Below are 24,586 nucleotides of genomic sequence, written 5' to 3'. Positions count from 1 at the left end.
CGCGCCTGGCGGATCAGAAGAATCCGAGCGGATTCGGGTTGTAGCTGACCAGCAGGTTCTTGGTCTGCTGATAGTGGTCCAGCATCATCCGATGGTTTTCGCGGCCCACGCCCGACTGCTTGTAGCCGCCGAACGCGGCATGGGCCGGATAGGCGTGATAGCAGTTGATCCACACGCGGCCGGCCTCGATGCCGCGGCCCATGCGGAACGTGCGCGCGCCGTCGCGCGTCCACACCCCGGCGCCCAGCCCGTAGAGCGTATCGTTGGCAATCGCCAGCGCCTCTTCCTCGTCCTTGAAGGTCGTGACCGAGACCACCGGGCCGAAGATTTCCTCCTGGAAGATGCGCATCTTGTTGTGGCCCTCGAAGATCGTCGGCTTGACGTAGTAGCCGCCCGCCAGATCGCCACCCAGCGCGTTGCGCTCGCCGCCGGTCAGCACGCGGGCGCCTTCCTGCTTGCCGATGTCGATATAGGCCAGGATCTTCTGCAACTGCTCTTCGGAGGCCTGCGCGCCGATCATCGTCGACGTGTCCAGCGGATGCCCCTGGCGGATCGCCTCCACGCGCTTGACCGCGCGCGCCATGAACGCCTTGTAGATCGATTCCTGGATCAGCACGCGCGACGGGCAGGTGCAGACTTCGCCCTGGTTCAGCGCGAACATCGCAAAGCCTTCCAGCGCCTTGTCGAAGTAGGCGTCGTCGGCAGCCATCACATCCTCGAAGAAGATGTTTGGCGACTTGCCGCCCAGTTCCAGCGTCACCGGGATCAGGTTCTGCGACGCATACTGCATGATCAGCCGGCCCGTCGTCGTTTCGCCAGTAAAGGCCACCTTGGCGATGCGCGGGCTCGACGCCAGCGGCTTGCCCGCTTCCACGCCAAAGCCGTTGACGACGTTGATCACGCCCGGGGGCAGCAGGTCGTGCAGCAGTTCCATCAGCACCAGGATCGACGCCGGCGTCTGCTCGGCCGGCTTGAGTACCACGCAGTTGCCGGCCGCCAGCGCCGGGGCCAGCTTCCACACGGCCATCAGCAGCGGGAAGTTCCACGGAATGATCTGGCCCACCACGCCTAGCGGCTCGTGAAAGTGATAGGCAATGGTGTCGTGGTCGATTTCCGAGATGGAGCCTTCCTGGGCGCGGATGCAGCCGGCGAAGTAGCGGAAATGGTCGACGGCCAGCGGCAGGTCGGCAGCGGAGGTCTCGCGCACGGGCTTGCCGTTGTCGATGGTCTCGGCCACGGCCAGCAGCGTCAGGTTGGCCTCGATCCGGTCGGCGATGCGGTTCAGCAGGTTCGCGCGCTCGGCGGTGGACGTGCGCCCCCACGCCGCGCGGGCCCGGTGGGCCGCGTCCAGCGCGGCTTCCACGTCCTTTTCGTTCGAGCGCGGCACGCGCGTGAACGGCTTGCCGGTGAGCGGCGTGACGGCTTCGAAGTACTGGCCGTCCGCCGGCGGCACCCAGGCGCCGCCAATGTAGTTGTCGTACTGTTCCTTGAACGGGTAGGGCACGCCCAGCTGGGCAATTTCAGCCATGTTCATGTCTCGCTCCACTTGTCGATATCGTTGGTCGTGCCATTGGGCACGCCGGGACCGACTGCAAGCGCCGTGCCGGGTCGGCGCCCGACGCTGCCATGCGGGATGGCGGCCGGCGGGGGCGGGTGGCAGGGACGGCGGGGTGTTCCAGAATGGAGCAGGTGTTGCGGGCCGGTACAACGGACGCGGCCGCCGCACCGGGCGTCATGGCGGCGTGATAACGTCACGCGAGGCAACGTGAAGGGAGTTTGCATGCAATCGGGCATTGTCGAAGCCGGCTATGGTTCCGACCCGGTCGGTCTGGTCAGCGGTTTCCTGTTCGAACCGGGGCAGCCGGGGCGCGAGATCGATTCCAGCGCGGCCGCCGCCTGGCTTCGCGAGCATCCGGCGGCGGGCCCGGACGACGCGGTGGCGCAGACCGAGCGCCCGTTTGTCTGGCTGCACTTCAACCTGTCGCACAGCGCCTGCGAACGCTGGATGCGCGGCCAGCTTGGCTTGCCCGACGATTTCTTCGAGGCGCTGCGGCAGGGTTCCCATTCGACCCGCATCGAACGCCAGGACGCCGCGCTGCTGGCCGTGGTCAACGACGTGATCTACAACTTCGGCGTGGCCTCGACCGATATTTCCACGCTCTGGGCGCATGCCGACCACCGGCTGGTGGTGACCGCCCGGGCACGCCCGCTGCGGTCGGTGGACCGGCTGCGCGCCGCCGTGCGGCGTGGCGAGCGGTTCCGGTCGCCCCTGAACCTGGTGGTGCACCTGCTGCAGGACCAGGCCGACGTGCTGGTACAGATCGTGCGCGAGACGGGTGTCAGCGTGGACCAGATCGAAGACCAGCTGCTGTCGCAGCGGCTGCAGTCGAACCGGGCGGACCTGGGCGCCATGCGGCGAGGCCTGGTGCGCCTGCAGCGGCTGCTGGCGCCCGAGCCCGGCGCGCTGTTCCGGCTGCTGAACCGGCCGCCCGCGTGGCTGCTCGACACCGATTTGCAGGAATTGCGCGAATCGACCGAAGAATTCTCGTTGGTGCTCAATGACCTGGCCGCGCTCGTGGAACGCATCAAGCTGCTGCAGGAAGAGATCGCCGCCAAGCTCAACGAACAGACCAACCGCACGCTGTTCACGCTGACGCTGGTCACGGTGCTGGCGCTGCCGATCAATATCGTGGCCGGCTTTTTCGGCATGAATGTGGGCGGGATTCCGCTGGCCGCGCATCCGCACGGGTTCTGGGTGCTGGTGGTGCTGGTGGCCAGCTTCACGGTGCTGGCCGGGCGCTGGGCGTTCCGCAAGCAGGAAAGCGGCATGATGTGATGCAGGATGCCTCTATGACAATTCGTAAAATTGCCATATTGCAGGCGTACGATCAGTCACCAAGGCGCACAGCGTTCGGCGTGCGCAATGGAGGAAAGCCATGGACTACAACGACGAAGCGCTGATCCGGCGCATTCACCGCGAGGTGGCGGACTACTACGACGAAGAGCTCGAACTGGAGCTGGAAGACCGCGATCCGCTGCTGGTGCAGCGGGTGCTGGCGGGCGAGACAGGCGGCCCCGGCGACAACAGCAACCTCAACGGCGACGAAGCCGAGCGCGCCGAGCGTCGTCTTTACTTCCGCGAGCTGTTCCGCCTGCAGGGCGAACTGGTGAAGCTGCAGAGCTGGGTGGTGGCCACGGGGCACAAGGTGGTGATCCTGTTCGAGGGGCGCGACGCGGCCGGCAAGGGCGGCGTGATCAAGCGCATCACGCAGCGGCTGAATCCGCGCGTCTGCCGCGTGGCCGCGCTGCCGGCGCCGAACGACCGCGAGCGCACCCAGTGGTACTTCCAGCGGTATGTGTCGCATCTGCCCGCCGCTGGCGAAATGGTGCTGTTCGACCGCAGCTGGTACAACCGCGCCGGCGTGGAACACGTGATGGGGTTCTGCACCGACGAGCAGTACGAGGAATTCTTCCGTTCCGTGCCCGAGTTCGAGCGGATGCTGGTGCGTTCCGGTATCCAGGTGATCAAGTACTGGTTCTCGATCACCGACGACGAACAGCACATGCGCTTCCTGAGCCGCATCCACGACCCGCTCAAGCAGTGGAAGCTGAGCCCGATGGACCTGGAGTCGCGCCGCCGCTGGGAAGACTACACGCGCGCCAAGGAGATCATGCTGGAGCGCACGCATATCTCCGAGGCGCCGTGGTGGGTGGTACAGGCCGTGGACAAGAAGCGCGCCCGGCTGAACTGCATCCACCACCTGCTGCAGCAGATGCCCTATGTGGAGCCGGCGCAGCCGTCCATCGTCCTGCCCGAGCGCGAACGGCATGCCGACTATGTCCGCCAGCCCGTGCCGGACAACATGATCATTCCGGAGATCTACTAGCGAACGGTGCCGGCGCCCGCAGCGGGCCTGCGTGCGTATCACGACAGATTGAAACGGTTGTTGGCGCGAACCATCGCAGAAAAGCGATGTAATGGCGCTAAACCTGCTGCGTTCCGCGTCGTTATTGGGTGACCACTCCGATCGGGCGCGATGCGCGCGCCCGGCCCCGGAGACCGCTTAGTTTCGGAGCCACCCAATGCGTCGCATGACCCCGCGTGCCGGCACGCGCCATCGTTTTCCCGCCGGATTGACCGGTCTTGCGGCCCTGACCGCGCTTGCCCTGACCGCTTGCGGCGGGGGCGGTGACGGCGGCGACAGCGCCGCCGCCGGCCAGGCCGCCAGCACGGCCACCGCCACGACTCCGCCGCCCCAGCAGGTGGGGCTGACGAAGTCGTGCACCGGCTGTGGCGCCACGGGCGAGAGCACGTACGGGGGCACCGATGCCGGGATCTGGGGCTACCCGAACAACACTGGCGCGGCGGTCGACGCGCAGTATGCAATTTCCGGCGTGGCCGGCAAGACGATCTGGCTGCAACTGTCCAATCAGGGCGATGCCGCCGTGGCCATGCCGGCCGGCCTGTCGTCGCAGGTGGCGGCAGAGATGATCGCACCGCAGGCGCTGAGCCAGGCGTCGGCCGACGAAACCACCCAGCGGGCCATTGGCGAGTACAACCGCAAGGGCTGGGTCGATGCCACGCGCACGTCGGGGGATCCGATGCTCAGCACGCTGGGCGTGCCGGCGCCGCTGGCCGCGTCGATCGGCACCGCGGGCCTGCCGGAAGGCGCCACCCGCAACTGGTATCACACGGACGGGACCCAGCGTGCTGCCACGCTGCGCAAGCAGGTGAGCGCCAGCGACGGCACCATCGTCAACGTCTGGGTGGAGACCGCCGAGGCCGCCAATGTGCCGGATGCGACAGTTCTTGAGCTGGCCACCGCTTTTGCGGGCAGCAGCATGATCTACGATCGGCTGCTCAACGTGGGCGGGCGGGTCTGGGGTGCCAATTCGTACGGCACGTCGATGCTGCCGGCCGGCGCGCCCGTGGATATCGTCGTGCTCAACTTCAACCGCGACGGCAAGCCCTACGGCACCGTGGGCTACTTCTGGGGCCTGCACAACTTCCTGAAGACCAAGGAACCGAACAGCAACGAGTCGGTGTCGCTGTATCTGGACAGCGAAACGCTGTCGCTGGGCAATGCGGCTGGCCTGCGGTCTGTCAAGACCACGATGGCGCACGAAGGCACGCACATGCAGAACTTCTATCGCCGCCAGATCAGCATGGGCGCCGATTACGCCTACGACACCTGGCTCGAGGAAATGACGGCGATGCAGATGGAGGACTTCCTGAGCGGCGCCATCCTGTCGAACTACAACCCGATCCGCGACGTGCGCCTGCCGGACTACTACCGCTACAGCGACTACAACTGCAACCTGACGGCGTTCACGGGCTTCGGCGTGTCGTGCGAGAGCTATGCGGTGTCGGGCAGCTTCGGCGGTTTCCTGAACCGCCAGCTGGGCATCGGCTTCTTCCGCGACCTGCTGACCCGTCAGCAGCCGGGCTCCAAGGCGGTGCTGGCCGCCGCAATCGTGGGCGGCGGCTGGACCTTCGATCAGGCCCTGACCAACTGGCGCGCCAGCACCAACAGCAACATGCCGCTGGCGCTCACGCCGCAGGGCTTCGGCTATCCGCAGTGGTCTGACGGCACGTACACACTGCCGGAAATCGATCCGTCCGGCGCCGCGTACACCGCGCTGCGCAAGTTGCCGGCCACCGCACCGTCGATGCTTCAGAGCTACGGCAGCTACATCGCACCGCGCAGCGCCAGCAACGGCGTGTACAGCGACAAGGTGCGCGTGCCGGCCGGCGTGACGCTGTCGGTGGTGGTGTATTGAGCGCAGGCGGTTCGTTGGCGATGGCCGGGGGCTGCGCCTTGCGGCCTACAGCACCACCCCCGGAAATGCCTCGGCGAACGTCTGCACCGTGCCGGTCAGTTCGCCGTCGTAGCCGGGCAGGGCGTTGACGCGTTCGCGGAAGCTGCCGCTCTTCATCGCCGATACCGCGCCCTGCAGCGCCGGGCTGTGCAGGGCTTCCGTTTCCAGCGCGAAGAAGTAGCGTTCCTTGAGCACCGGCACGAACTCCAGGTTGAAGCGCCGGGCCGCCGTTTCCACGCCGAATCCCACGTCGGCCATGCCGCTGCCGATGTAGGCGGCCACGGCCGCGTGCGTGAATTCGCCGTTGTTGAAGCCCTCGATGCGGCTGCTGTCGATGCCGCGCCGGGCCAGCATCAAGTCCAGCAGCAGGCGGGTGCCGGACCCCAGTTGGCGGTTGACGAAGCGCACGTCGGCGCGCGTCAGGTCTTCCAGCGAGCGGATGTTCAGCGGATTGCCGGGGCGCACGAACAGCCCCTGCTGGCGCGTGGCCAGGTGGATCAGGCAATGCTTTTCGGGGTGCAACCAGCGCGAGAAGCCGCGCAGCGTCTCTTCCTCGAACTCGCCAACCGGCACGTGAAAGCCGGCCACGTCGCAGGCGCCCTCGGACAGCGCGGCGGCGGCCTCCAGGCTGCCGCAATACTTGAGGTCGTGGCGCACCTTCTGTTCGTCCAGGAAGTCACGCAGCGCCGCCACGGCAAAGCCATGGCTGGCGTGGATGCGCACGGCCGGATCGCTGGCCGCCATCAGCTTCTTGAGTTCGATCTCCAGTTCCGAGGCCAGGCTGTCGAGCGTGGGCGACAGGCGCGCGGCAATGCGCTTGCTGGCCCACACCAGCTGTTGCGCCAGCGGCGTCAGGGTAGACCCCCGGCCGCGCGTCTTGGCGATCAGCGCGCCGCCGAACAGCGTCTCGGCATCGCGCAAGATGCCCCAGGCGTAGCGGTATGACAACGCCATGGCCTCGGCCGACTGGGCGATATTTCCCGTGGATTCGATCAGGCCCAGCAGGGCCACCAGGCGCGACACATCCAGTGCTGGCGCGGGTCCCGGGGCGGCGTCGTCGCGGATCTGCAGGTGCGGAAGGATCGAAATGCGTAGCATATGCGGAAAATAGCATATTGAACGGGGCAAAACACGGTTCTATAGTCGCATAAAGAGGCCAAAAAGCCCGTTGTGATGTTCCGGAATATGAATAAAAAAGCCGGTTTCGGAACCGACAGAACAATATGGAGACAGCATGCCAGACACCGCCATCCCCACGGCGCCCGCCGGCAATGGCCGGACGGATTCCGCAGATATCGCGCGCATCGTCGCGGCCAGGCGTGACATGCCTGGCGCGTTGCTGCCGATTCTGCACGAGATCCAGGACACCCAGGGCTATATCCCGGCCGATGCCGTGCCGGTCATCGCCAAGGCCCTGAACCTGTCGCGTGCCGAAGTGCATGGCGTCATCACGTTCTATCACCATTTTCGCGAGCAGCCGGCCGGACGCCACGTCGTGCAGGTGTGCCGTGCCGAAGCGTGCCAGTCGGTCGGTGCCGACGCGCTGGCCGAACACGCCTGCCGCAAGCTTGGCTGCGACTTCCACGAGACCACGGCCGACGGCCAATATACGCTGGAGCCGGTCTACTGCCTGGGGCAGTGTGCCACCGGCCCGTCGATGATGATCGGCGACCGCATTCACGCGCGCGTCGATGCCAAACGGTTCGACAAACTTGTCGATGCCGTCCGTGAAGACCAGGAGGCCCGCGCATGACCACCACCATCTTCGTTCCGCGCGACTCCACCGCGCTGGCGCTGGGTGCCGACGAGGTGGCGCAGGCCATCGCCGCCGAAGCCGCACGGCGCGGCGCCGACGTGCGTATCGTGCGCAACGGCTCGCGCGGCATGTTCTGGCTGGAACCGCTGGTCGAGGTACAGACCGCTGCCGGACGCACGGCATACGGCCCGGTGACGGAAGACGACGTCGCCGCGCTGTTCGACGCCGGCTTGCTGACCGGCGGCCAGCATGCGCTGGCGCTCGGGCTGACCGACGAGATTCCGTTCCTGAAGCAGCAGGAGCGCCTGACCTTTGCCCGCGTGGGCATCACCGATCCGCTGTCGCTCGACGACTACATCGCCCACGAGGGCTATGCCGGCCTGACGCGCGCGCTGACCATGGAGCCCGCGCAGATCGTGCAGGAGGTGCTCGACTCCGGCCTGCGCGGCCGGGGCGGCGCGGCGTTCCCGACCGGCATCAAATGGAAGACCGTGCTGGCTGCGCAGTCGCCGGTCAAGTACATCGTCTGCAACGCCGACGAAGGCGACTCGGGCACGTTCTCCGACCGCATGGTCATGGAAGACGACCCGTTCATGCTGATCGAGGGCATGACGATCGCCGGCCTGGCCGTGGGCGCCGAGTCCGGCTATATCTACACGCGTTCCGAATACCCGCACGCGATTGCCGCCACCGAGGCCGCCATCGCCACCGCCACGCAGGCGGGCTGGCTGGGCGACAACATCCAGGGCAGCGGCAAGCGCTTCACGCTGGAAGTCCGCAAGGGCGCCGGTGCCTATGTATGCGGCGAGGAAACCGCGCTGCTCGAAAGCCTGGAAGGCAAGCGGGGCGTGGTGCGCGCCAAGCCGCCCCTGCCGGCGCTGAAGGGGCTGTTCGGCCAGCCCACCGTGATCAACAACGTGATCTCGCTGGCCACGGTGCCGGTGATCCTGGCGCGCGGCGCCAGGTTCTACCAGGACTTCGGCATGGGCCGCTCGCGCGGCACGCTGCCGTTCCAGCTGGCCGGCAATATCCGGCAGGGCGGTCTGGTGGAAAAGGCGTTCGGCGTGACGCTGCGCGAGCTGATGTTCGACTTCGGCGGCGGCACCCGCAGCGGCCGGGCCATCCGGGCCGTGCAGGTGGGCGGCCCGCTGGGTGCCTACCTGCCCGAATCGCGCTTCGATGCGCCGCTGGACTACGAGGCCTATGCCGCGTTTGGCGCGGTGGTGGGCCACGGCGGCATCGTGGTGTTCGACGAGACCGTGGACATGGCCAAGATGGCCCGCTATGCCATGGAGTTCTGCGCCATCGAGTCGTGCGGCAAGTGCACGCCGTGCCGGATCGGATCGACGCGTGGCGTCGAGGTGATCGACCGCATCATCGCGGGCGACCAGCCCGTGAAGCATGTGGCGCTGGTGCGCGACCTGTGCGACACGATGCTGGCGGGTTCGCTGTGCGCGATGGGCGGCATGACGCCGTACCCGGTGCTGTCCGCGCTGAACGAATTCCCCGAGGACTTCGGCTTGTCGGCCAAGCCGGCCCGCGCCGCCTGAACGATATTCCAGAACCGACGTGCCCCTCAGGGGCGCGCATCCACAAAAAGCAGTGCATTACGGGAGACATCCCTTGAACGCTCGCGACGATTTCGACTACGGCACCCCGGCCATCGATTCCGACACTCTGGTCACGCTGGAGATCGATGGGGTATCCGTCACCGTGCCGGCCGGCACCTCTGTCATGCGCGCCTCTGCCGAAGCCGGCATTGGCGTGCCCAAGCTCTGCGCCACCGATTCCCTGGAACCGTTCGGCTCCTGCCGGCTGTGTCTGGTGGAGATCGAAGGCCGGCGCGGCTATCCGGCCTCGTGCACCACCCCCGTGGAACCGGGCATGAAGGTGCGCACGCAGAGCGGCAAGCTTGGCGAACTGCGCCGTGGCGTGATGGAGCTCTATATCTCCGATCACCCGCTCGACTGCCTGACCTGCCCGACCAACGGCAACTGCGAACTGCAGGACATGGCCGGCGTGGTGGGCCTGCGCGAAGTGCGCTACGCGGATGGCGCCGGCGGTGCCGCCCCGATCGCCACGCACACGCACATGAAGAAGGACGAGTCGAACCCGTATTTCACCTACGACCCGTCCAAGTGCATCGTCTGCAACCGCTGTGTGCGGGCCTGCGAGGAAACCCAGGGCACCTTCGCGCTGACCATCAGCGGCCGGGGCTTCGATTCGCGCGTGTCCGCCGGCACCAGCCAGCCGTTCATGGAATCGGACTGCGTGTCGTGCGGTGCCTGCGTGCAGGCCTGCCCGACCGCCACGCTGACCGAGACGTCGGTGATCCAGCTGGGCCAGCCGTCGCACAACGTGGTGACCACGTGCGCGTACTGCGGCGTGGGCTGCTCGTTCAAGGCCGAGATGAAGGGCAACGAGGTGGTGCGCATGGTCCCGCACAAGGACGGCGCCGCCAACGAAGGCCACGCCTGCGTGAAGGGCCGCTTTGCCTGGGGCTATGCCACGCACAAGGACCGCATCCTCAAGCCGATGATCCGCGCGAAGATCACCGATCCCTGGCGCGAAGTGTCGTGGGAAGAGGCCATCGGCTACGCCGCGTCGCAGTTCAAGCGCATCCAGGCCGAACACGGCACCGATTCGATCGGCGGCATCGTGTCGTCGCGCTGCACCAACGAGGAAGGCTACCTGGTGCAGAAGCTGGTGCGTGCGGCGTTCGGCAACAACAACGTCGACACCTGCGCACGGGTCTGCCATTCGCCGACCGGCTATGGCCTGAAGACCACGCTGGGCGAATCGGCGGGCACCCAGACATTCCGCTCGGTGGCCAAGTCCGACGTGATCATGGTGATCGGCGCCAACCCGACCGACGGCCACCCGGTGTTCGGCTCGCGCATGAAGCGCCGCCTGCGCGCAGGCGCCAAGCTGATCGTCGTGGATCCGCGCCAGATCGATCTGGTGGATTCGCCGCACATCCGTGCCGACTATCACCTGCAACTGCGCCCGGGCACCAACGTGGCCGTGGTCACGGCGATGGCCCACGTGATCGTCACGGAAGGCCTGCTGGCCGAGCAGTTCATCGCCGAGCGTTGCGAAGACCGCGCATTCCAGCAATGGCGCGACTTCGTGGCCCTGCCCGAGAACTCGCCGGAAGTGCTGGAGGCGTCCACCGGCGTGCCGGCCGAAACGCTGCGCGGCGCCGCGCGGCTCTACGCCACCGGCGGCAATGCGGCCATCTACTACGGTCTGGGCGTGACGGAACACGCGCAGGGCTCCACCACGGTGATGGGCATCGCCAACCTGGCCATGGCCACGGGCAACGTCGGCCGCGAAGGCGTGGGCGTGAACCCGCTGCGCGGCCAGAACAACGTGCAGGGCTCGTGCGACATGGGATCGTTCCCGCACGAACTGCCGGGCTATCGCCATGTGTCGGATTCGACCGTGCGCAGCAGCTTCGAGGCCGCGTGGGGCGTGGGCATCAACCCCGAGCCGGGCCTGCGTATCCCGAACATGTTCGAGGCCGCGCTGACCGGCACGTTCAAGGGCCTGTACTGCCAGGGTGAGGATATCGTCCAGTCGGACCCGAACACGCAGCACGTGGCCGAGGCGTTGTCGTCGATGGAATGCATCGTCGTGCAGGACATCTTCCTGAACGAGACGGCCAAGTACGCGCACGTGTTCCTGCCCGGTTCGTCGTTCCTGGAAAAGGACGGCACGTTCACCAACGCCGAGCGTCGCATCTCGCGCGTGCGCAAGGTGATGCCGCCGCAGGCCGGCTATTCGGACTGGGAAGTGACGCTGCTGCTGTCGAAGGCGCTGGGCTATCCGATGGCGTACAAGCATCCGTCCGAGATCATGGACGAGATTGCGCGCCTGACGCCGACGTTCTCGGGCGTGAGCTACCAGAAGCTCGACGAGCTGGGCAGCGTGCAGTGGCCGTGCAACGCCGAGGCGCCGCAGGGCACGCCGACCATGCACGTCGACGGATTCGTGCGCGGCAAGGGCAAGTTCATCATCACCAAGTACGTGCCGACCGACGAGAAGGTGACGCAGAAGTACCCGCTGCTGCTGACCACCGGCCGCATCCTGTCGCAGTACAACGTGGGCGCGCAGACGCGGCGCACGCACAACGTGCACTGGCACGACGAGGACCGGCTGGAAATCCACCCGCACGATGCCGAAGAGCGTGGCATCAAGGACGGCGACTGGGTGGGCGTGCAGAGCCGGGCCGGCGAGACCGTGCTGCGGGCGATCGTCAGCCAGCGCATGCAGCCCGGCGTGGTCTACACGACCTTCCACTTCCCCGAGTCGGGCGCCAACGTGATCACCACCGACAATTCGGACTGGGCCACCAACTGCCCCGAGTACAAGGTGACGGCGGTGCAGGTGATGCCGGTGGCGCAGCCGTCCACCTGGCAGCGCAACTACCAGGCGTTCAACGAAGAGCAGCTTGGCCACCTGCGCGCCGCCAGCGAGACGGCGCAGGCGGGCTGACCCGGGAGCGGCGATGAAACGCGATGTGCCATCTCCGGACAGCGCGGCCGGCACCGACGAGGTGCCGGCGCAGCGCACGTTCCCGGTCAGCCGCTGGCGTCACGGGGTGTTGACGGCCGAGGTCGATCATCTGGCCGAGGAAGTGCCGGTGGCGCTGGAGTTCAACGGCATCTCGCATGCGGTGATGCTGGCCACGCCGGCCGATCTGGAGGACTTCGCGCTGGGCTTCAGCCTCAGCGAAGGCATTGTGGCGGCCGCCAGCGACATCTACGGCGTCGACGTCGAGGCCGGCGCGCAGGGCATCACGGTCAAGGTGGAGATTGCCACGGGCGCCTTCGTCGAACTCAAGGGCCGCCGGCGGGCCATGGCCGGGCGTACCGGGTGCGGGCTTTGCGGCACCGAATCGCTGGACGAGGTCATGCGCATGCCGGAACCGGTGCGCAGCCAGGCCGAGTTCGATCCGCGCGTGTTCGAGCATGCGTTCGCGGTGCTGCACAAGCGCCAGGCGCTGCTGCGCGACACCGGCGCCACGCATGCGGCGGCGTGGATGCGGCCTGATGGCGAGGTCGCGCTGGTGCGCGAGGACGTGGGCCGGCACAACGCGCTGGACAAGCTGGCCGGCGCACTGGCCCGCGGGGGCCAGGAAGACATTGCGCGCGGCGCGGTCATCGTGACCAGCCGCGCGAGCTACGAGATGGTGCAGAAGACCGCCGCCATCGGCGCCGGCGTGCTGGCGGCGGTGTCCGGCCCCACGGCCATGGCGGTGCGCCTGGCCGAGACGGCAGGCATCACGCTGGCCGGCTTTGTCCGGGGCGGCACCATGGTGGTCTACAGCCATCCTCAACGACTACATACTGGATAAGGTCTGGCATGCATATCGAGAACCTGGTCAAGATGGCCAACCAGATCGGCAGCTTTTTCGAGGCGATGCCCGATCGTGACGAGGCGCTGGCCGATATCGCCTCGCATATCAAGAAGTTCTGGGAGCCCCGCATGAAGCGGGCGTTCCTGGCGCATATCGAAGCCGGCGGCGAGGGGGTGCACCCCATCGTCGTGGAAGCGGTGGCGCGTCATCCCGAAATGCTCCAGATCGTCCTGCGGGCGGCGGCCTGAGCGCTGACAAGACGGTCAACGCAGACGCAGCGGCTCCAGCAGCGCGGCGTCGTACTGGGCACGGGTGATCCGGCCCAGCTCCATCATCCGCAGCAGGATGTAGCTCTGCCGCTGCCGCGCCCGGCGCGGGTTCACCACGGGATTGTTGGCCGACGGTGCCTTGGGCAGACCGGCCAGCATCGCGCATTCGGCCAGCGACAACTGGTCCACGGGCTTGCCGAAGTAGGTGTCGGCGGCTTCCGAGAAGCCATAGGCGCCCTGGCCCAGGTAGATCTTGTTCAGGTAGAGCTCGAGGATCTCGTCCTTGCTCAGCGCGTTCTCGATGCGGTACGCCAGCAGGATTTCGTAGAGCTTGCGCGTGTAGGTCTTCTTGCGCGACAGGAAGAAGTTGCGGGCCACCTGCATGGTGATGGTGGATGCGCCCTGCGATAGTTCGTCCGACAGGTTCGCGATGCCGGCGCGCATCACGCCCACATAGTCGACGCCATCATGCAGGTAGAAGCGGTCATCCTCGATGGCCACGACGGCCTCGGGCAGCGTGTGGGGAAAATCCGCCAGCCTGACGTAGCCCGGCGTCTGCCGGAAGGCCAGCATGGCGTCGAGCGACGGCAACTGCCGGTTGGCCATCAATACGGCGAATGCAACCAGCAACGTGCCGCCCACCACGGCGAGCAGCACGAACTTGACGAAGGCGGACCAGATACGTTGCATGGCGCGTATTGTGCCATTGCCAGGCGCGATACCCGATTTTCCGGCCGCATCCCGAGGGAGGGCCCGGGGGCGCCCGCGCGCCCGCGCCGAGGGCATTTGGTGATAATCAGGGTGTCGTCGCCGTTGGCGATCTGAAATAATCGACGCCAATGCCGAACATTTTCAAGAGCCATGCAGACCGATAACCTATATAGCGCGGCCGCCACAATGCGGCCCTGTCTGGACCTGGAAACCATCGCCAACGCGCGCGACCTGGGCGGGCTGACCGGGCATGCCGGCCGCCGGATTCGCCAGAACAAGCTGTACCGCAGCGCCAATCCGGCACTCGGTTGCGCCGCGGATCTCGACAAGCTGCACGCGTTGCAGCTCGACATCGTCGTCGACTTCCGGTCGCCGGGCGAGAAATCCCCCGGCGAGCAGGCATTCGGCGAGCGTTTCGCGTGGCTGGCGGTGCCGGTACTCGATGGCGCGATGTCGATGGACGTATTGCTGCCCCGACTGCGTGCGAGCAACGCCGCGCAGATGCACGGCTTCATGCTCGACGTGTATCGCGATTTCCCGGTGCGCTACCGCGACGCTTTCCGCACGTTCCTGCGCCACGCCGAAGCGGGCAAGACGCTCTACTACCACTGCACGGCGGGCAAGGACCGCACCGGCTTTGCGTCGCTGCTGCTGCTGGGCGCACTCGGCGTGTCCCAGGACGATATCGTGGCCAACTACCTCGAGTCGAACCACTGGAACCAGCGATTCAATGAAAAGATGCTGGCCGGCGTCGCGCAGATCGGCGTGACGGCGGAGGCCATGCTGCCGCTGCTGGAAGTGCGCCCCGAGTACATCGAGGCATCGATGGATGCCATCACCGCGACATACGGCAGCCTGGAACGCTTTCTGTCTGACGACCTCGGCGTGGACACCGCATTGCTGCGGGCCCACTACCTCGCGCCCTAGGCCGACATCCCGGTCTCAGCGCCCGCCGCTCTCGCGCAGGATGCGCGCCGTAGACAGCGCGATCATGCCTTCCTCGTCGGTCGGCAACACCAGTACCGGGATGCGGCTGCTATCGCGGCTCACGCGCTGGCAGTTGTCGCCGTTGGCGGTGGGGTCCAGCGAAACGCCGAACAGTTCGGTCAGGTGCGCGCAGATGCGGGCGCGAATGTCGGGCGAGTTGGCGCCCACCCCTGCCGTGAAGACCAGGGCGTCCAGGCCGCCGAGCGTGACCGCCAGCTTGCCGATTTCCTGGGCCGCGCGATACGCGTAGAAATCGACGGCCAGCTTCGCACGCGGGCTGTCGCTGGCCAGCAGCGCCCGCATGTCGCTGCTGATGCCGGAGATGCCCTTCAGGCCTGACTGCCCGTACAGCATCGACTGGATCGCATCGGGGCTCATGCCCTGCGCGGCAAGGTACAGCACCGCGCCGGGATCGATCGACCCGCAGCGCGTGCCCATCGGCATGCCGTCGAGCGCGGTCAGGCCCATGGTCGAATCCACGCTCTTGCCGCCGTGCATCGCGCACAGGCTGGCACCGTTGCCCAGATGCGCCACGATGACACGGCCTTCGGCCAGATCGGGCGCCACCTGCTTGAGGCGGCGCGCGATATACGCGTATGACAGCCCGTGAAAGCCGTAGCGCCGCACGCCCTGCTCGTAGTATTCATAGGGCAGCGCCATCAGCTGCGCCAGCTCGTCGCGGCCGACGTGGAACGCCGTGTCGAAGCAGGCCACTTGCAGCAGGTCGGGTGCCGCGGCGCGGATGGCACGGATCGCCGTCAGGTTGTGGGGCTGGTGCAAGGGCGCCAGCGGCACCAGCGTTTCCAGCCTGGCAATCACCGCGTCGTCGATGCGCACCGCATCGGCAAAGTCGCTGCCGCCATGCACGACGCGATGGCCGATGGCCACCGGCGGCGTGTCGCGCAGCGCCACGCTCAGCGTCAGCCGGATCAGCCGGAAGGCCGCGTCGTGGTCGGGCACCTGCTCGACGGGAAATTTCTGATCGGTCACTTCGCGGCCGTCGGCCATGCGCGCCACCAGGCGCGGTGCCACGCCGATGCCTTCGATCTGGCCATGCGCGGCCAGCGACGGCTGGATATCGACGTTCTCGTGCGCCGCGTCCGGCACCACGTAGATCGACACCTTGACGCTCGACGAACCGGCGTTGACGACGAGAATGACGGGATGTGGTGTGCTCACGCCAGGGTCTCCTCAGGCCGGTACGGCGGTTTGCGCGGTGCGCCGCGAATGCGCCAGCAGCACCGCGATGGCGCAGCTGCCGATGCGGGCGCGCACGCTGTCGGCGCGGCTGGTCAGGATGACCGGGACCCGGGCGCCCAGCACGATGCCCGCGGCCTCGGCGCCGGCCAGGAACGTCAGCTGCTTGGCCAGCATGTTGCCGGCTTCCAGGTCCGGTACCAGCAGGATATCGGGGTCGCCCGCCACCTCCGACTTGATGCCCTTTGTGTCGGCGGCCGCCTTGCTGATGGCGTTGTCGAACGCCAGCGGCCCGTCGAGCAGGCCGCCCTCGATCTGCCCGCGCAGGCTCATCATGCACAGCGCGGCGGCTTCGATCGTCGACGGGATCTTGTCGGTGACCGTCTCCACGGCGGACAGGATCGCCACCTTGGGCCGCTCGACCCCGAGCACGCGCACCAGGTCGATGGCATTTCGCACGATGTCGGCCTTTTCGTTCAGCGTGGGAAAGATGTTGACGGCGGCGTCGGTAATGAACAGCGGCTTGTGATAGCTCGGCACATCCATCGCGAACACGTGCGACAGCCGCCGCCCGGTGCGCAGGCCGCTGGCGCTGCGCGCCACCGCATGCAGCAATTCGTCGGTGTGCAGGCTGCCCTTCATCAGCAGTTCGGCCCGGCCCGTGCGGACGGCCTCGACCGCACAATCGGCCGACGCATGGCTGTGCGGCGCGTCGATGATTTCGGTGTCGCCCAGCGCCAGCCCATGCTCCTCGGCCACTGCGCGGATGCGGGCCGCGGGGCCGCACAGGATGGGCACGATCAGCCCGAGGCGCGCCGCTTCCAGCGCGCCATCGAGCGAAGAATAGTCGCAGGGATGCGCCACGGCGGTCGGGATGGGCGGAAGACCCTCGCAACGTGCGAGCAGCCGGGCGTACTTGTCGTCGGACGATGGGGTCGGCATGGGCATGTACCTGGTGAGCCATCGGAACAGCACCCGGCAGGGGCATGTGGATGCTGCGTTGCGCAAACGTTCCGAGCCAGTATAGGCCAACGCGGGCGCCGTATCGATGACTTGGTTCTGTCACGGGCGAAGCGGTCCGACGCATTGGACTTTGGTAACGGTTGTCAGCGCGCCCCCGGACTGGTAGATTTTTACTGTTGCATCGCAGCAAGCGATGTTCGCGCCACGCTGCATGCCATCTGACTCCGCCAATCCCCAAGGAGAAACGGAAATGAATGCACGCCAACCTGTCCCGGGGCAAGCATCCGGACAGGACGCCCCCGCCCAGGCCGCCCCGCAGGGCAAGCCGGCTGATCCAGCCGCATCGGCTGCCCAGGCCACCCTCCCCGGTTCACCATTTCCTTCCGCGATGTTCCCGTCCGCCATGTTCCCGCCGGTGCCGATGAATCCGGTGGCGCAGGCTGCCTGGGAATACGGGCTCGACGCCTGGCAGCGTTCCATCCTGTTTCTCGACGTGCTGCGCCAGCGGGGCAACGAGACCGCGGAGCACGAGCGCGGTGGCATGCCGCCCGTGCTCGTCTTCGATTACGAGGTACTGATGGACGGGCGCGATCTGCCCCGGCCGGTGAACTACGCGCTGTTGCGCATCGTGCCGCCGGACGCGCATCCCACCGACATGACCCGGCGCCCGTTCGTGGTGATGGACCCGCGCGCGGGTCACGGCCCCGGCATCGGCGGCTTCAAGGCCGACAGCGAGATCGGCAACGCCATCCGCACCGGCCATCCGTGCTACTTCATCACGTTCTTCCGCGACCCGTGCCCGGGCCAGACGATCGAGGATGTGGCGCGTACCGAGGGCAAGTTCCTGCAGGCCGTGGCCGAGCGCCATCCCGATGCGCCGGGCAAGCCGTTCGTCGTCGGCAATTGCCAGGCCGGCTGGGCGCTGCTGATCCTTGCGGCCGCTTCGCCGGAAGCGACGGGCCCGATCCTGCTGGCCGGCGCGCCCGTGGCATATTGGTCGGGCGTGCGCGGCAAGAATCCGATGCGCTATTCGGGCGGCCTGCTCGGTGGCACGTGGCTGTCGTCGCTGGCGGCCGACCTGGGCAATGGCCGTTTCGACGGCGCCTGGCTGGTGCAGAATTTCGAGAAGCTGAACCCGTCGAACACGCTATGGGAAAAGCTGTACAACGTCTATGCCAAGGTCGATACGGAAGGGCCCCGCTTCCTGGAGTTCGAACGCTGGTGGGGCGGCCACTTCCTGATGAACCGCGGCGAGATCGACTGGATCGTGCAGAACCTGTTTGTCGGCAATCACCTGACGGCGGGCGAGGTACGCAGCAGCGACGGCCAGACCGTGATCGACCTGCGCAACGTGCGCTCGCCGGTGATCGTGTTCGCCTCCTGGGGGGACAACATCACGCCGCCGCAGCAGGCGCTGAACTGGATTCCCGATCTCTACGCGAGCGTGGACGAACTGGTGGCCAACGATCAGACCATCGTCTATTGCCTGCATCCGTCCATCGGACACCTGGGCATCTTTGTCTCGGGCAGCGTGGCCAACAAGGAGCACTCGGAGCTGTTCTGCGCGCTGGACCTGATCGACGTGCTGCCCCCGGGACTGTATGAAGCGAAGATCGAGGACGTTGCACCCGGGTCCCCGCACACCGACCTGATCGAAGGCCGCTACCTGGTGCGTTTCGAGCGTCGGACCATCGACGACATCCTGGCCCTGGACGACGGCCGCGAGGACGAGCAGCCGTTCGAAGTGGTGCGCCGCGTGGCGGAGATCAACCAGCATCTTTACGATACCTACGCATCGCCATTCGTGCGCGCCATCTCGAACGAGGCCACGGCCGAGGGTATTCGTGCGATTCACCCGTCGCGGCTCGAACGCTCGCTGTTTGCCGACAGCAACCCGTGGATGCAGTGGGTTGCCACGATGGCGCCGGTCGTGCGCGACGCGCGCCAGCCGGTGTCCGCCGACAATCCGTTCCTGGCGATGCAGCAGGCCGTGTCCGACCAGATCGTGCGCTCGCTGGACCAGTATCGCGATGCGCGCGACGCCTGGCAGGAGCGCGTGTTCGAATCGCTCTACGCCACGCCGTGGCTGCCGGCGATGCTGGGCATGACGGCCACGCCGAAGGCACCGGAGTCGCCCGCCATTACGGCCCTGCGCAAGGAGGTGGCCGAACTGCGGCGGCGCGAGGCGGAACGCGAGATCGACACCGGCACGCCGCTCGATGCCTTCCTGCGCGTGCTGTCGTATGTGACGCAGGGCCGCTCGGCCATCGAGGAGCGGCCGTTCAACCTGCTGCGCAAGCTGGCGCGCGAGAACCCGCCGGAGCAGCGCATCACGCTGGCGGAATTCAAGGACGCCGTGCGCCGGCAGAGCTATATCGTCAGCCTCGACCCCGAAGGCGCCATCCGGGCGTTGCCGGCACTGGTGCCCGAGATGAAGGAGCGCCGCCGCATCATGGTGCTGGCGCACCGCGTGCTGACCGTGGGTGGGCCGCTCGATGCCGAATGGCTGGCCCGTTACCGCGAGGTTGCCGAGATTTTCGGCACCGACCACGGCAACGGCAAGGCCACGCAGGAAGCGCGGGCGTAGCGGTATGTCGCTGGCTTCCTGCCTTGCCCGCGAAAGGCGCAGCGGCGAAGCCAGCAGAAAGCGCCAACAATGGGAGGTTTGCGCATGCTCCAGGTTCCTAGTCCCCCGCTGTCCGGCAACCGCGTGCTCGTCGTTGGCGTCGCCAACGAGGATTCCATCGCGTGGGGCTGCGCACGTGCGTTTCGCGAGATGGGCGCCGAAGTGGCCCTGACCTATCTGAACGACAAGGCCTACCCGCATGTCGCGCCGCTGGCCGAGCAGATCGGGGCGCCAATCCTGATGCCGCTGAACGTGGAAGACGACGCGCAGATGGAAGCGCTGTTCGCGCGCATCGGCGAAGTGTGGGGCCATCTCGATTCGGTCGTGCATTCGGTGGCCTTCGCGCCCAAGGCCGACCTGCAGGGCGGGCTGCTGCAGTCGTCGGCCGCCGGTTTCGCGCGGGCCATGGACGTGTCATGCCATTCGTTCATCCGCATGGCGCGGCGGGCGGTGCCGCTGATGGGGCAGGGCGGCACGCTGTTCGCGATGAGCTATGACGGCGCCAACCGCGTGGTGCCGAACTACGATCTGATGGGGCCGGTCAAGGCCGCGCTGGAGGCCACCTGCCGCTACCTGGCCTACGAGCTGGGGCCGAAGGGCATCCGGGTGCATGCCATCTCGCCGGGGCCGCTCAAGACGCGCGCGGCGTCCGGGCTCAAGGATTTCGATGTCCTGCTGGCCGAGGCAGCCGGCCGTGCGCCGCTGGGCGAACTGGTCGACATCATGGATGTGGGCTTTACCACCGCGTACCTGGCCACGCCGTATGCCCGCCGCGTGTCGGGCAATACGGTGTACGTGGACGGTGGCGTACACATCATGGCGTGAAACGTGCGATTGCCGCATCGGCCGGCCGCCACGAGGCAAAGCGCGGCCTAGAATACATGCATCACTACTTTCCAATGCGGGAGAGGCTGCCATGCAGGTGTTGATCCGCGGGCTGCATCGTGATGTGACCGAGGAAATGCTGCGGGACAAACTCAAGGACTACGCCACGGTGAACTCCGTCGAGATCGTGCGCGACGGCGACGCCGATCACCCGTGGGCGTGGGTGGACCTGGCGGTCGACCCGTTCACCTGCTGGCGCCTGCTGCGGCAGTTCGACAAGCAGTACTTTGCCGGCAGCATCATGCGCTGGTACATCCCGGCCCACCAGAGTTGACGCCGGACCGCTGCCCGGCCCGCACCGGGTGGTTCTGGCGGTACCATACGCGTTCCCTTCATTACACACAGGTCAGCGCATGCTCGAACTCCAGGGCGCCATCTGGTTTCGTGCCGGCAAGCAGGATTGGGGCGGCCGCGACCGCATCGCGCTGCTTGCCGCCATTGGCGAACACGGCTCGATCACGGCCGCCGCGCGTGCCGTGGGCATCAGCTACAAGGGCGCATGGGATGCCATCGATGCCATGAACAACAGCGCCGGCGAGCCACTGGTCGTACGCGCCGCCGGCGGCAAGGGCGGCGGCGGCACACGGCTGACCGAGCGGGCCGCGCGCCTGATCGCCACCTTCCGCGCAATGGAAGCCGAGCACGCCCGGTTCATCGCCCATCTGGAGCGGGCCGGGGCGATGTCCGATGCCAATCCCGAAGATATCCACCTGATCCAACGCATGATGATTCAGACCAGTGCGCGCAACAAGCTGTTCGGCCGCGTGGAGGCCGTGCGGGCCGGCGCCGTCAACGACGAAGTCACGCTGGCGCTGCCGGGCGGCCTGCGCATCGTGTCCACGATCACGCACGAGAGCGTGGAAACACTGGGCCTGGCGCCCGGCGCCGAGGCGTTCGCGCTGGTCAAGGCGTCGTCGGTGCTGATCGGGCTGCCGGACCCCGCCGCACGGCTTTCCGCCCGCAACCAGTTGCCCGGCACGGTCGCCCGTGTGGTGCCCGGCGCCGTCAATGCCGAGGTGGTACTCGAACTCGATGGCGGCGGCACCGTGGCGGCCATCATCAACAACGGGGCGCTGGCCGACCTGGACCTGAAGGAAGGTGTGCGCGCGCTGGCAATCTTCAAGGCGTCGAGCGTCATACTCGGGACGATGATCTGAACCATGGCACGCAATGTGGAAATCAAGGCGCGCATCGACAGCGTCGGCGCGCTGGTGCCGCGTGCCGCGGCTATCGCCACCGAGGGCCCGGAACGGATCGAGCAGGACGACACCTTCTTCCCGTGCCCGAACGGGCGCCTGAAGCTGCGCGCGTTCGACGCCACGTCGGGCCAGCTGATCTTCTACGCGCGGCCCGATCAGGCCGGGCCCAAGGAGAGCTTCTATATCCTGTCGCCCACCGCGTCGCCCGACACGCTGCGCGACGCGCTGACCGCCGCGCACGGCACCATCGGCCGGGTGCGCAAGGTGCGCACGCTGTTTCTGGTGGGCCGCACCCGCGTGCATCTGGACCGCGTGGAAGGGCTGGGCGATTTCCTGGAGCTGGAAGTGGTGCTGCGCGACGGCGAGCCCGTGGATGCCGGCGTGGCGGAGGCCCACGCGCTGATGGCCCGGCTGGGCGTGGCGCCCGATGCGCTGATCGAGGGCGCCTATCTTGACCTGCTGCGCCAGCAGGGTGCCTGACCGCTACACGGCGTGGGGGCTCGCGGGCGCGTAGACCGGCGGGTGCCGGTGCGCGCGCCCACTGGCGTGGATACGGCCTTCGCGGATTTCCAGCACGTGGTCGCCCAGCACTTCGACGTCTTCGGGGTCGTGCGAGATCATCAGCATCGGCACATCCAGGCTTTCCTGCAGCGCGCGCAGTTCCTCGCGCATCCGCGTGCGCAAGGCGGGGTCCAGCGCCGAAAACGGTTCGTCCAGCAGCAGGATGTCGGGCCGTGCCACCAGGGCGCGGGCCAGCGCCACGCGCTGCTTCTGCCCGCCTGAAATCTGCGACGGATACTGGTTGACGATCTCCTCCAGGCCGAATGCCTCGACCCAGCGCGCGGCTTCGGGCGGCAGCGCGCGGCGTGCCGGATTGCGCCAGCCTCGCCTGAGCCCGAACGCAATGTTCTGCGATACGGTCAGGTGCGGGAACAGCGCGTAATCCTGGAACAGGTAGGCCACGCGGCGCTCCTGCGGCCGGACGTCGATGCCGGTGTCGCTGTCGAACAGCGTCCGGCCATTAAGCACGATGCGGCCGCTGTCAGGCGCCATCAGGCCGGCAATGGCCCGCAGCGTCAGGCTCTTGCCGGCGCCGGACGGGCCGAACAGCGCAATGCGGCGGCTATCCGATGCGAAGGAAATATCGAGCGCGAATTGGCGATCTTGCGATGCCATGCGTTTCCGGACGGTGATCTGCATGCTCATGTCGATCTCACCCGCTGATGGCGTCGCGCCGGAACTTGCGCCGCTCGAACACGGCCCCGGTGCCGCGCTGGGCCGGCGGCACCAGGCGCGCGGCCACCACCAGCAGCACGATGCAGGTGAGCGACGTCACCAGCACCAGCAGGTTCGCCGTGTCGTCGTTGCCGGCCTGCACGGCCTCGTAGATGGCGACCGACAGCGTTTGCGTGCGGCCCGGCAGGTTGCCGGCCACCATCAGCGTGGCACCGAATTCGCCCAGCGCCCGCGCAAAGGCCAGCAGCACACCGGCCACGATGCCGGGCAACGCCATGGGCAGCGTTACGCGGAAGAAGATGGCGGATTCGGAGACGCCCAGCACGCGGGCCGCATTTTCAAGCTGGTGATCGACGCCCTCGAACGCCGCGCGCGCCGACTTGAGTACCAGCGGAAACGCCACCACGGTCGAAGCCAGGACCGCGCCCTGCCAGGTGAACACCAGTTCGATGCCCAGATTTTCCAGCCAGGCCCCGAATACGCCCCGCCGTCCCACCAGCACCAGCAGGTAGTAGCCCAGCACGGTAGGGGGCAGCACCAGCGGCAGCGTCAGGATGGCATCGACCACATCGCGCGCCCGCGAGCGCCAGCGCGCGATGGCATAGGCGGCGGCCACGCCCAGCACGGCATTGAGCAACGTGGCCCATCCCGCCACCTTGAGCGACAGCAGCAGCGGAACCCAGACAGCATCCATGGCGATGATTTCAGACAGTGATTCGGGGGAACGGGGTGACCCGGGGCAGGCCGTGGTGAATCAGGGCTTCTGGAAACCGTACCGCGCCAGCGTGGCCTGACCTTCCGGCGACAGCACATACTGCACGAACGCGTTGGCCTGGGGGGCCTGCCTGCTTTGCGTGGTCACGGCGATCGGATAGGTCACCGGCGTGGCGGCCGGCACGCGCGCGGCTACCTTGACCTTCTCCGGCATCACGGCGGCGTCCGTGGCGAACACGAAGCCGGCATCGACCTCGCCGCGCGCCACATAGTCCAGGGCCTGGCGCACGTTCTGGGCCGGCACGCCCTTGGCTTCGACTGCATCCCACAGCCCCTGCGACGCCAGCGCGCCCTTGGTGTAGCGGCCCACCGGCACCGACGACGGGTTGCCGTAGGCAACGCGCCTGATATCGGCACGGGTCAGGTCCTTCGGCGCGGCGATGTTCAGCTTGCTGTCATGGGGCACGATCAGCACGATCGCATTGGCCGCGAAATCCTTGCGCGTGGCGGCCTGCACGACCTTTTCGGCCTCGGCCTTGTCCATGGCGCTCTGGTCGGCCGAGGCGAACACGTCGGCCGGCGCACCCTTGACGATCTGTTGCATCAGCACGTCCGACGCGCCAAAGTTCAGCACCACCCTGGTATCGGGATGGGCGCGCTCGAATTGCTCGCCCAGCTGCTTGAACGCGTTGGTCAGGCTGGCGGCGGCAGACACCACCAGGTCGGCGGCAAAGGCCGACGGCGCGGCCAGGGTCAGGGCAAGCAGGGCGGCGCCGGCGGCGGCACGGCGCGCAAGGGGATAAAGGCTCATGGCAGATGTGGCGGAAGGGGATGGCGTGCGCGATGGTTTGCATCCGCAAT

At 67.3% G+C, this 24,586-nt stretch carries 22 protein-coding genes; 14 read left to right on the top strand and 8 right to left on the bottom strand.

Translation table 11 applies throughout. The annotated features are described in order from the left end of the window. Nucleotides 1–13 precede the first annotated feature (13 nt). Complete coding sequence (adh, locus tag AC24R4_RS13745; protein WP_487523262.1) at nucleotides 14–1,534, bottom strand: aldehyde dehydrogenase; 1,521 nt, start codon at nucleotides 1,532–1,534, stop codon at nucleotides 14–16. A 246-nt stretch (nucleotides 1,535–1,780) separates the two neighbouring features. Here adh and AC24R4_RS13740 point away from each other — a divergent pair, with 246 nt between their 5' ends. The 3 genes from AC24R4_RS13740 to AC24R4_RS13730 all read left to right on the top strand — a co-directional run bounded on the left by AC24R4_RS13740 (nucleotide 1,781) and on the right by AC24R4_RS13730 (nucleotide 5,781). Then, complete coding sequence (locus AC24R4_RS13740; RefSeq protein WP_400396578.1) at nucleotides 1,781–2,836, top strand: transporter; 1,056 nt, start codon at nucleotides 1,781–1,783, stop codon at nucleotides 2,834–2,836. A gap of 100 nt (nucleotides 2,837–2,936) precedes the next feature. Further along, on the top strand, nucleotides 2,937–3,887 hold the full coding sequence (gene ppk2 / locus AC24R4_RS13735) for a polyphosphate kinase 2 (RefSeq protein ID WP_400396581.1): 951 nt from the start codon (nucleotides 2,937–2,939) through the stop codon (nucleotides 3,885–3,887). Nucleotides 3,888–4,083: 196 nt separating this feature from the next. Continuing rightward, nucleotides 4,084–5,781, top strand: coding sequence for a M30 family zinc metallopeptidase (locus AC24R4_RS13730; protein ID WP_487523261.1), 1,698 nt, complete (start codon nucleotides 4,084–4,086; stop codon nucleotides 5,779–5,781). Between the two features lie 45 nt (nucleotides 5,782–5,826). Here AC24R4_RS13730 and AC24R4_RS13725 read toward each other — a convergent pair whose 3' ends face one another. After that, entirely contained in the window at nucleotides 5,827–6,918 is a 1,092-nt protein-coding gene (locus AC24R4_RS13725) for a substrate-binding domain-containing protein (RefSeq protein ID WP_400394117.1), read from the bottom strand. 136 nt (nucleotides 6,919–7,054) lie between these two features. Here AC24R4_RS13725 and AC24R4_RS13720 point away from each other — a divergent pair, with 136 nt between their 5' ends. The 5 genes from AC24R4_RS13720 (at nucleotide 7,055) to AC24R4_RS13700 (ending at nucleotide 13,186) form a co-directional block, all read left to right on the top strand. Continuing rightward, complete coding sequence (locus AC24R4_RS13720) at nucleotides 7,055–7,573, top strand: formate dehydrogenase subunit gamma (protein WP_153946679.1); 519 nt, start codon at nucleotides 7,055–7,057, stop codon at nucleotides 7,571–7,573. Further along, nucleotides 7,570–9,126 carry a formate dehydrogenase beta subunit gene (locus tag AC24R4_RS13715; RefSeq protein ID WP_400394114.1) on the top strand — a complete coding sequence of 519 codons (1,557 nt, stop codon included), beginning with the start codon at nucleotides 7,570–7,572 and terminating at the stop codon, nucleotides 9,124–9,126. The genes AC24R4_RS13720 and AC24R4_RS13715 overlap by 4 nt, the downstream gene beginning before the upstream one ends. A 73-nt stretch (nucleotides 9,127–9,199) precedes the next feature. Continuing rightward, a complete protein-coding gene (gene fdhF / locus AC24R4_RS13710) occupies nucleotides 9,200–12,073 on the top strand; it encodes a formate dehydrogenase subunit alpha (protein WP_400394113.1) in 2,874 nt (957 codons plus the stop codon). Nucleotides 12,074–12,086: 13 nt separating this feature from the next. Then, entirely contained in the window at nucleotides 12,087–12,935 is an 849-nt protein-coding gene (gene fdhD, locus AC24R4_RS13705) for a formate dehydrogenase accessory sulfurtransferase FdhD (protein ID WP_400394111.1), read from the top strand. An 8-nt stretch (nucleotides 12,936–12,943) separates the two neighbouring features. Further along, nucleotides 12,944–13,186, top strand: coding sequence for a formate dehydrogenase subunit delta (locus AC24R4_RS13700; RefSeq protein WP_487523260.1), 243 nt, complete (start codon nucleotides 12,944–12,946; stop codon nucleotides 13,184–13,186). A gap of 15 nt (nucleotides 13,187–13,201) precedes the next feature. Here AC24R4_RS13700 and AC24R4_RS13695 read toward each other — a convergent pair whose 3' ends face one another. Then, nucleotides 13,202–13,897 (bottom strand): transglycosylase domain-containing protein, encoded by a 696-nt coding sequence (locus AC24R4_RS13695; protein WP_153946684.1) that lies wholly within the window; start codon nucleotides 13,895–13,897, stop codon nucleotides 13,202–13,204. A 171-nt stretch (nucleotides 13,898–14,068) separates the two neighbouring features. Here AC24R4_RS13695 and AC24R4_RS13690 point away from each other — a divergent pair, with 171 nt between their 5' ends. After that, nucleotides 14,069–14,845 (top strand): tyrosine-protein phosphatase, encoded by a 777-nt coding sequence (locus tag AC24R4_RS13690; RefSeq protein WP_487523259.1) that lies wholly within the window; start codon nucleotides 14,069–14,071, stop codon nucleotides 14,843–14,845. Between the two features lie 15 nt (nucleotides 14,846–14,860). Here the strand turns inward: AC24R4_RS13690 and AC24R4_RS13685 are convergent, their stop codons facing one another. After that, on the bottom strand, nucleotides 14,861–16,084 hold the full coding sequence (locus AC24R4_RS13685; RefSeq protein ID WP_400396599.1) for an acetate/propionate family kinase: 1,224 nt from the start codon (nucleotides 16,082–16,084) through the stop codon (nucleotides 14,861–14,863). A 12-nt stretch (nucleotides 16,085–16,096) separates the two neighbouring features. Then, nucleotides 16,097–17,044, bottom strand: coding sequence for a bifunctional enoyl-CoA hydratase/phosphate acetyltransferase (locus tag AC24R4_RS13680; protein WP_487523258.1), 948 nt, complete (start codon nucleotides 17,042–17,044; stop codon nucleotides 16,097–16,099). A 271-nt stretch (nucleotides 17,045–17,315) separates the two neighbouring features. Between AC24R4_RS13680 and AC24R4_RS13675 the strand changes: the two genes are divergently transcribed. The 5 genes from AC24R4_RS13675 (at nucleotide 17,316) to AC24R4_RS13655 (ending at nucleotide 22,255) form a co-directional block, all read left to right on the top strand. Continuing rightward, nucleotides 17,316–19,652, top strand: a complete 2,337-nt coding sequence (locus AC24R4_RS13675) for a DUF3141 domain-containing protein (RefSeq protein ID WP_487523257.1) — start codon at nucleotides 17,316–17,318, stop codon at nucleotides 19,650–19,652. A gap of 84 nt (nucleotides 19,653–19,736) precedes the next feature. Further along, the gene (fabI, locus tag AC24R4_RS13670; protein WP_400393595.1) at nucleotides 19,737–20,516 is read left to right on the top strand and encodes an enoyl-ACP reductase FabI; all 780 of its coding nucleotides are present in this window, start codon (nucleotides 19,737–19,739) and stop codon (nucleotides 20,514–20,516) included. 91 nt (nucleotides 20,517–20,607) lie between these two features. Beyond that, the gene (locus AC24R4_RS13665; RefSeq protein ID WP_153946688.1) at nucleotides 20,608–20,850 is read left to right on the top strand and encodes an RNA recognition motif domain-containing protein; all 243 of its coding nucleotides are present in this window, start codon (nucleotides 20,608–20,610) and stop codon (nucleotides 20,848–20,850) included. Between the two features lie 79 nt (nucleotides 20,851–20,929). Further along, nucleotides 20,930–21,733, top strand: coding sequence for a TOBE domain-containing protein (locus tag AC24R4_RS13660; RefSeq protein WP_400393593.1), 804 nt, complete (start codon nucleotides 20,930–20,932; stop codon nucleotides 21,731–21,733). Nucleotides 21,734–21,736: 3 nt separating this feature from the next. Further along, complete coding sequence (locus AC24R4_RS13655) at nucleotides 21,737–22,255, top strand: class IV adenylate cyclase (protein ID WP_400393592.1); 519 nt, start codon at nucleotides 21,737–21,739, stop codon at nucleotides 22,253–22,255. Between the two features lie 3 nt (nucleotides 22,256–22,258). Here the strand turns inward: AC24R4_RS13655 and AC24R4_RS13650 are convergent, their stop codons facing one another. Genes AC24R4_RS13650 through modA form a run of 3 tightly spaced genes read right to left on the bottom strand, consistent with a single transcriptional unit; the run spans nucleotide 22,259 to nucleotide 24,536 of the window. Continuing rightward, nucleotides 22,259–22,981, bottom strand: coding sequence for a sulfate/molybdate ABC transporter ATP-binding protein (locus AC24R4_RS13650; protein WP_400393590.1), 723 nt, complete (start codon nucleotides 22,979–22,981; stop codon nucleotides 22,259–22,261). A 7-nt stretch (nucleotides 22,982–22,988) separates the two neighbouring features. Next, nucleotides 22,989–23,705, bottom strand: coding sequence for a molybdate ABC transporter permease subunit (modB, locus tag AC24R4_RS13645; RefSeq protein ID WP_400393588.1), 717 nt, complete (start codon nucleotides 23,703–23,705; stop codon nucleotides 22,989–22,991). A 60-nt stretch (nucleotides 23,706–23,765) separates the two neighbouring features. Then, entirely contained in the window at nucleotides 23,766–24,536 is a 771-nt protein-coding gene (gene modA / locus AC24R4_RS13640) for a molybdate ABC transporter substrate-binding protein (protein WP_400393586.1), read from the bottom strand. Between the last annotated feature and the right edge of the window lie 50 nt (nucleotides 24,537–24,586).

The sequence above is a fragment of the Cupriavidus sp. CER-90 genome (assembly GCF_057652055.1).
Note: the sequence above shows the minus strand (reverse complement) of the source record. Positions and strands in the feature narration are given on the sequence as shown.

Excerpts from the sequence above, each read along its gene's own strand:
- AC24R4_RS13715 (WP_400394114.1), top strand. The coding sequence starts at position 7,570 with ATGACCACCACCATCTTCGTTCCGCGCGACTCCACCGCGCTGGCGCTG.
- AC24R4_RS13680 (WP_487523258.1), bottom strand. The coding sequence starts at position 17,044 with ATGCCGACCCCATCGTCCGACGACAAGTACGCCCGGCTGCTCGCACGT.
- AC24R4_RS13730 (WP_487523261.1), top strand. The coding sequence starts at position 4,084 with ATGCGTCGCATGACCCCGCGTGCCGGCACGCGCCATCGTTTTCCCGCC.
- AC24R4_RS13695 (WP_153946684.1), bottom strand. The coding sequence starts at position 13,897 with ATGCAACGTATCTGGTCCGCCTTCGTCAAGTTCGTGCTGCTCGCCGTG.
- fdhD (WP_400394111.1), top strand. The coding sequence starts at position 12,087 with ATGAAACGCGATGTGCCATCTCCGGACAGCGCGGCCGGCACCGACGAG.
- modB (WP_400393588.1), bottom strand. The coding sequence starts at position 23,705 with ATGGATGCTGTCTGGGTTCCGCTGCTGCTGTCGCTCAAGGTGGCGGGA.
- AC24R4_RS13650 (WP_400393590.1), bottom strand. The coding sequence starts at position 22,981 with ATGAGCATGCAGATCACCGTCCGGAAACGCATGGCATCGCAAGATCGC.
- AC24R4_RS13720 (WP_153946679.1), top strand. The coding sequence starts at position 7,055 with ATGCCAGACACCGCCATCCCCACGGCGCCCGCCGGCAATGGCCGGACG.
- ppk2 (WP_400396581.1), top strand. The coding sequence starts at position 2,937 with ATGGACTACAACGACGAAGCGCTGATCCGGCGCATTCACCGCGAGGTG.
- AC24R4_RS13665 (WP_153946688.1), top strand. The coding sequence starts at position 20,608 with ATGCAGGTGTTGATCCGCGGGCTGCATCGTGATGTGACCGAGGAAATG.
- AC24R4_RS13740 (WP_400396578.1), top strand. The coding sequence starts at position 1,781 with ATGCAATCGGGCATTGTCGAAGCCGGCTATGGTTCCGACCCGGTCGGT.
- AC24R4_RS13700 (WP_487523260.1), top strand. The coding sequence starts at position 12,944 with ATGCATATCGAGAACCTGGTCAAGATGGCCAACCAGATCGGCAGCTTT.
- AC24R4_RS13725 (WP_400394117.1), bottom strand. The coding sequence starts at position 6,918 with ATGCTACGCATTTCGATCCTTCCGCACCTGCAGATCCGCGACGACGCC.
- modA (WP_400393586.1), bottom strand. The coding sequence starts at position 24,536 with ATGAGCCTTTATCCCCTTGCGCGCCGTGCCGCCGCCGGCGCCGCCCTG.
- AC24R4_RS13655 (WP_400393592.1), top strand. The coding sequence starts at position 21,737 with ATGGCACGCAATGTGGAAATCAAGGCGCGCATCGACAGCGTCGGCGCG.
- adh (WP_487523262.1), bottom strand. The coding sequence starts at position 1,534 with ATGAACATGGCTGAAATTGCCCAGCTGGGCGTGCCCTACCCGTTCAAG.
- fabI (WP_400393595.1), top strand. The coding sequence starts at position 19,737 with ATGCTCCAGGTTCCTAGTCCCCCGCTGTCCGGCAACCGCGTGCTCGTC.
- AC24R4_RS13675 (WP_487523257.1), top strand. The coding sequence starts at position 17,316 with ATGAATGCACGCCAACCTGTCCCGGGGCAAGCATCCGGACAGGACGCC.
- AC24R4_RS13690 (WP_487523259.1), top strand. The coding sequence starts at position 14,069 with ATGCAGACCGATAACCTATATAGCGCGGCCGCCACAATGCGGCCCTGT.
- AC24R4_RS13660 (WP_400393593.1), top strand. The coding sequence starts at position 20,930 with ATGCTCGAACTCCAGGGCGCCATCTGGTTTCGTGCCGGCAAGCAGGAT.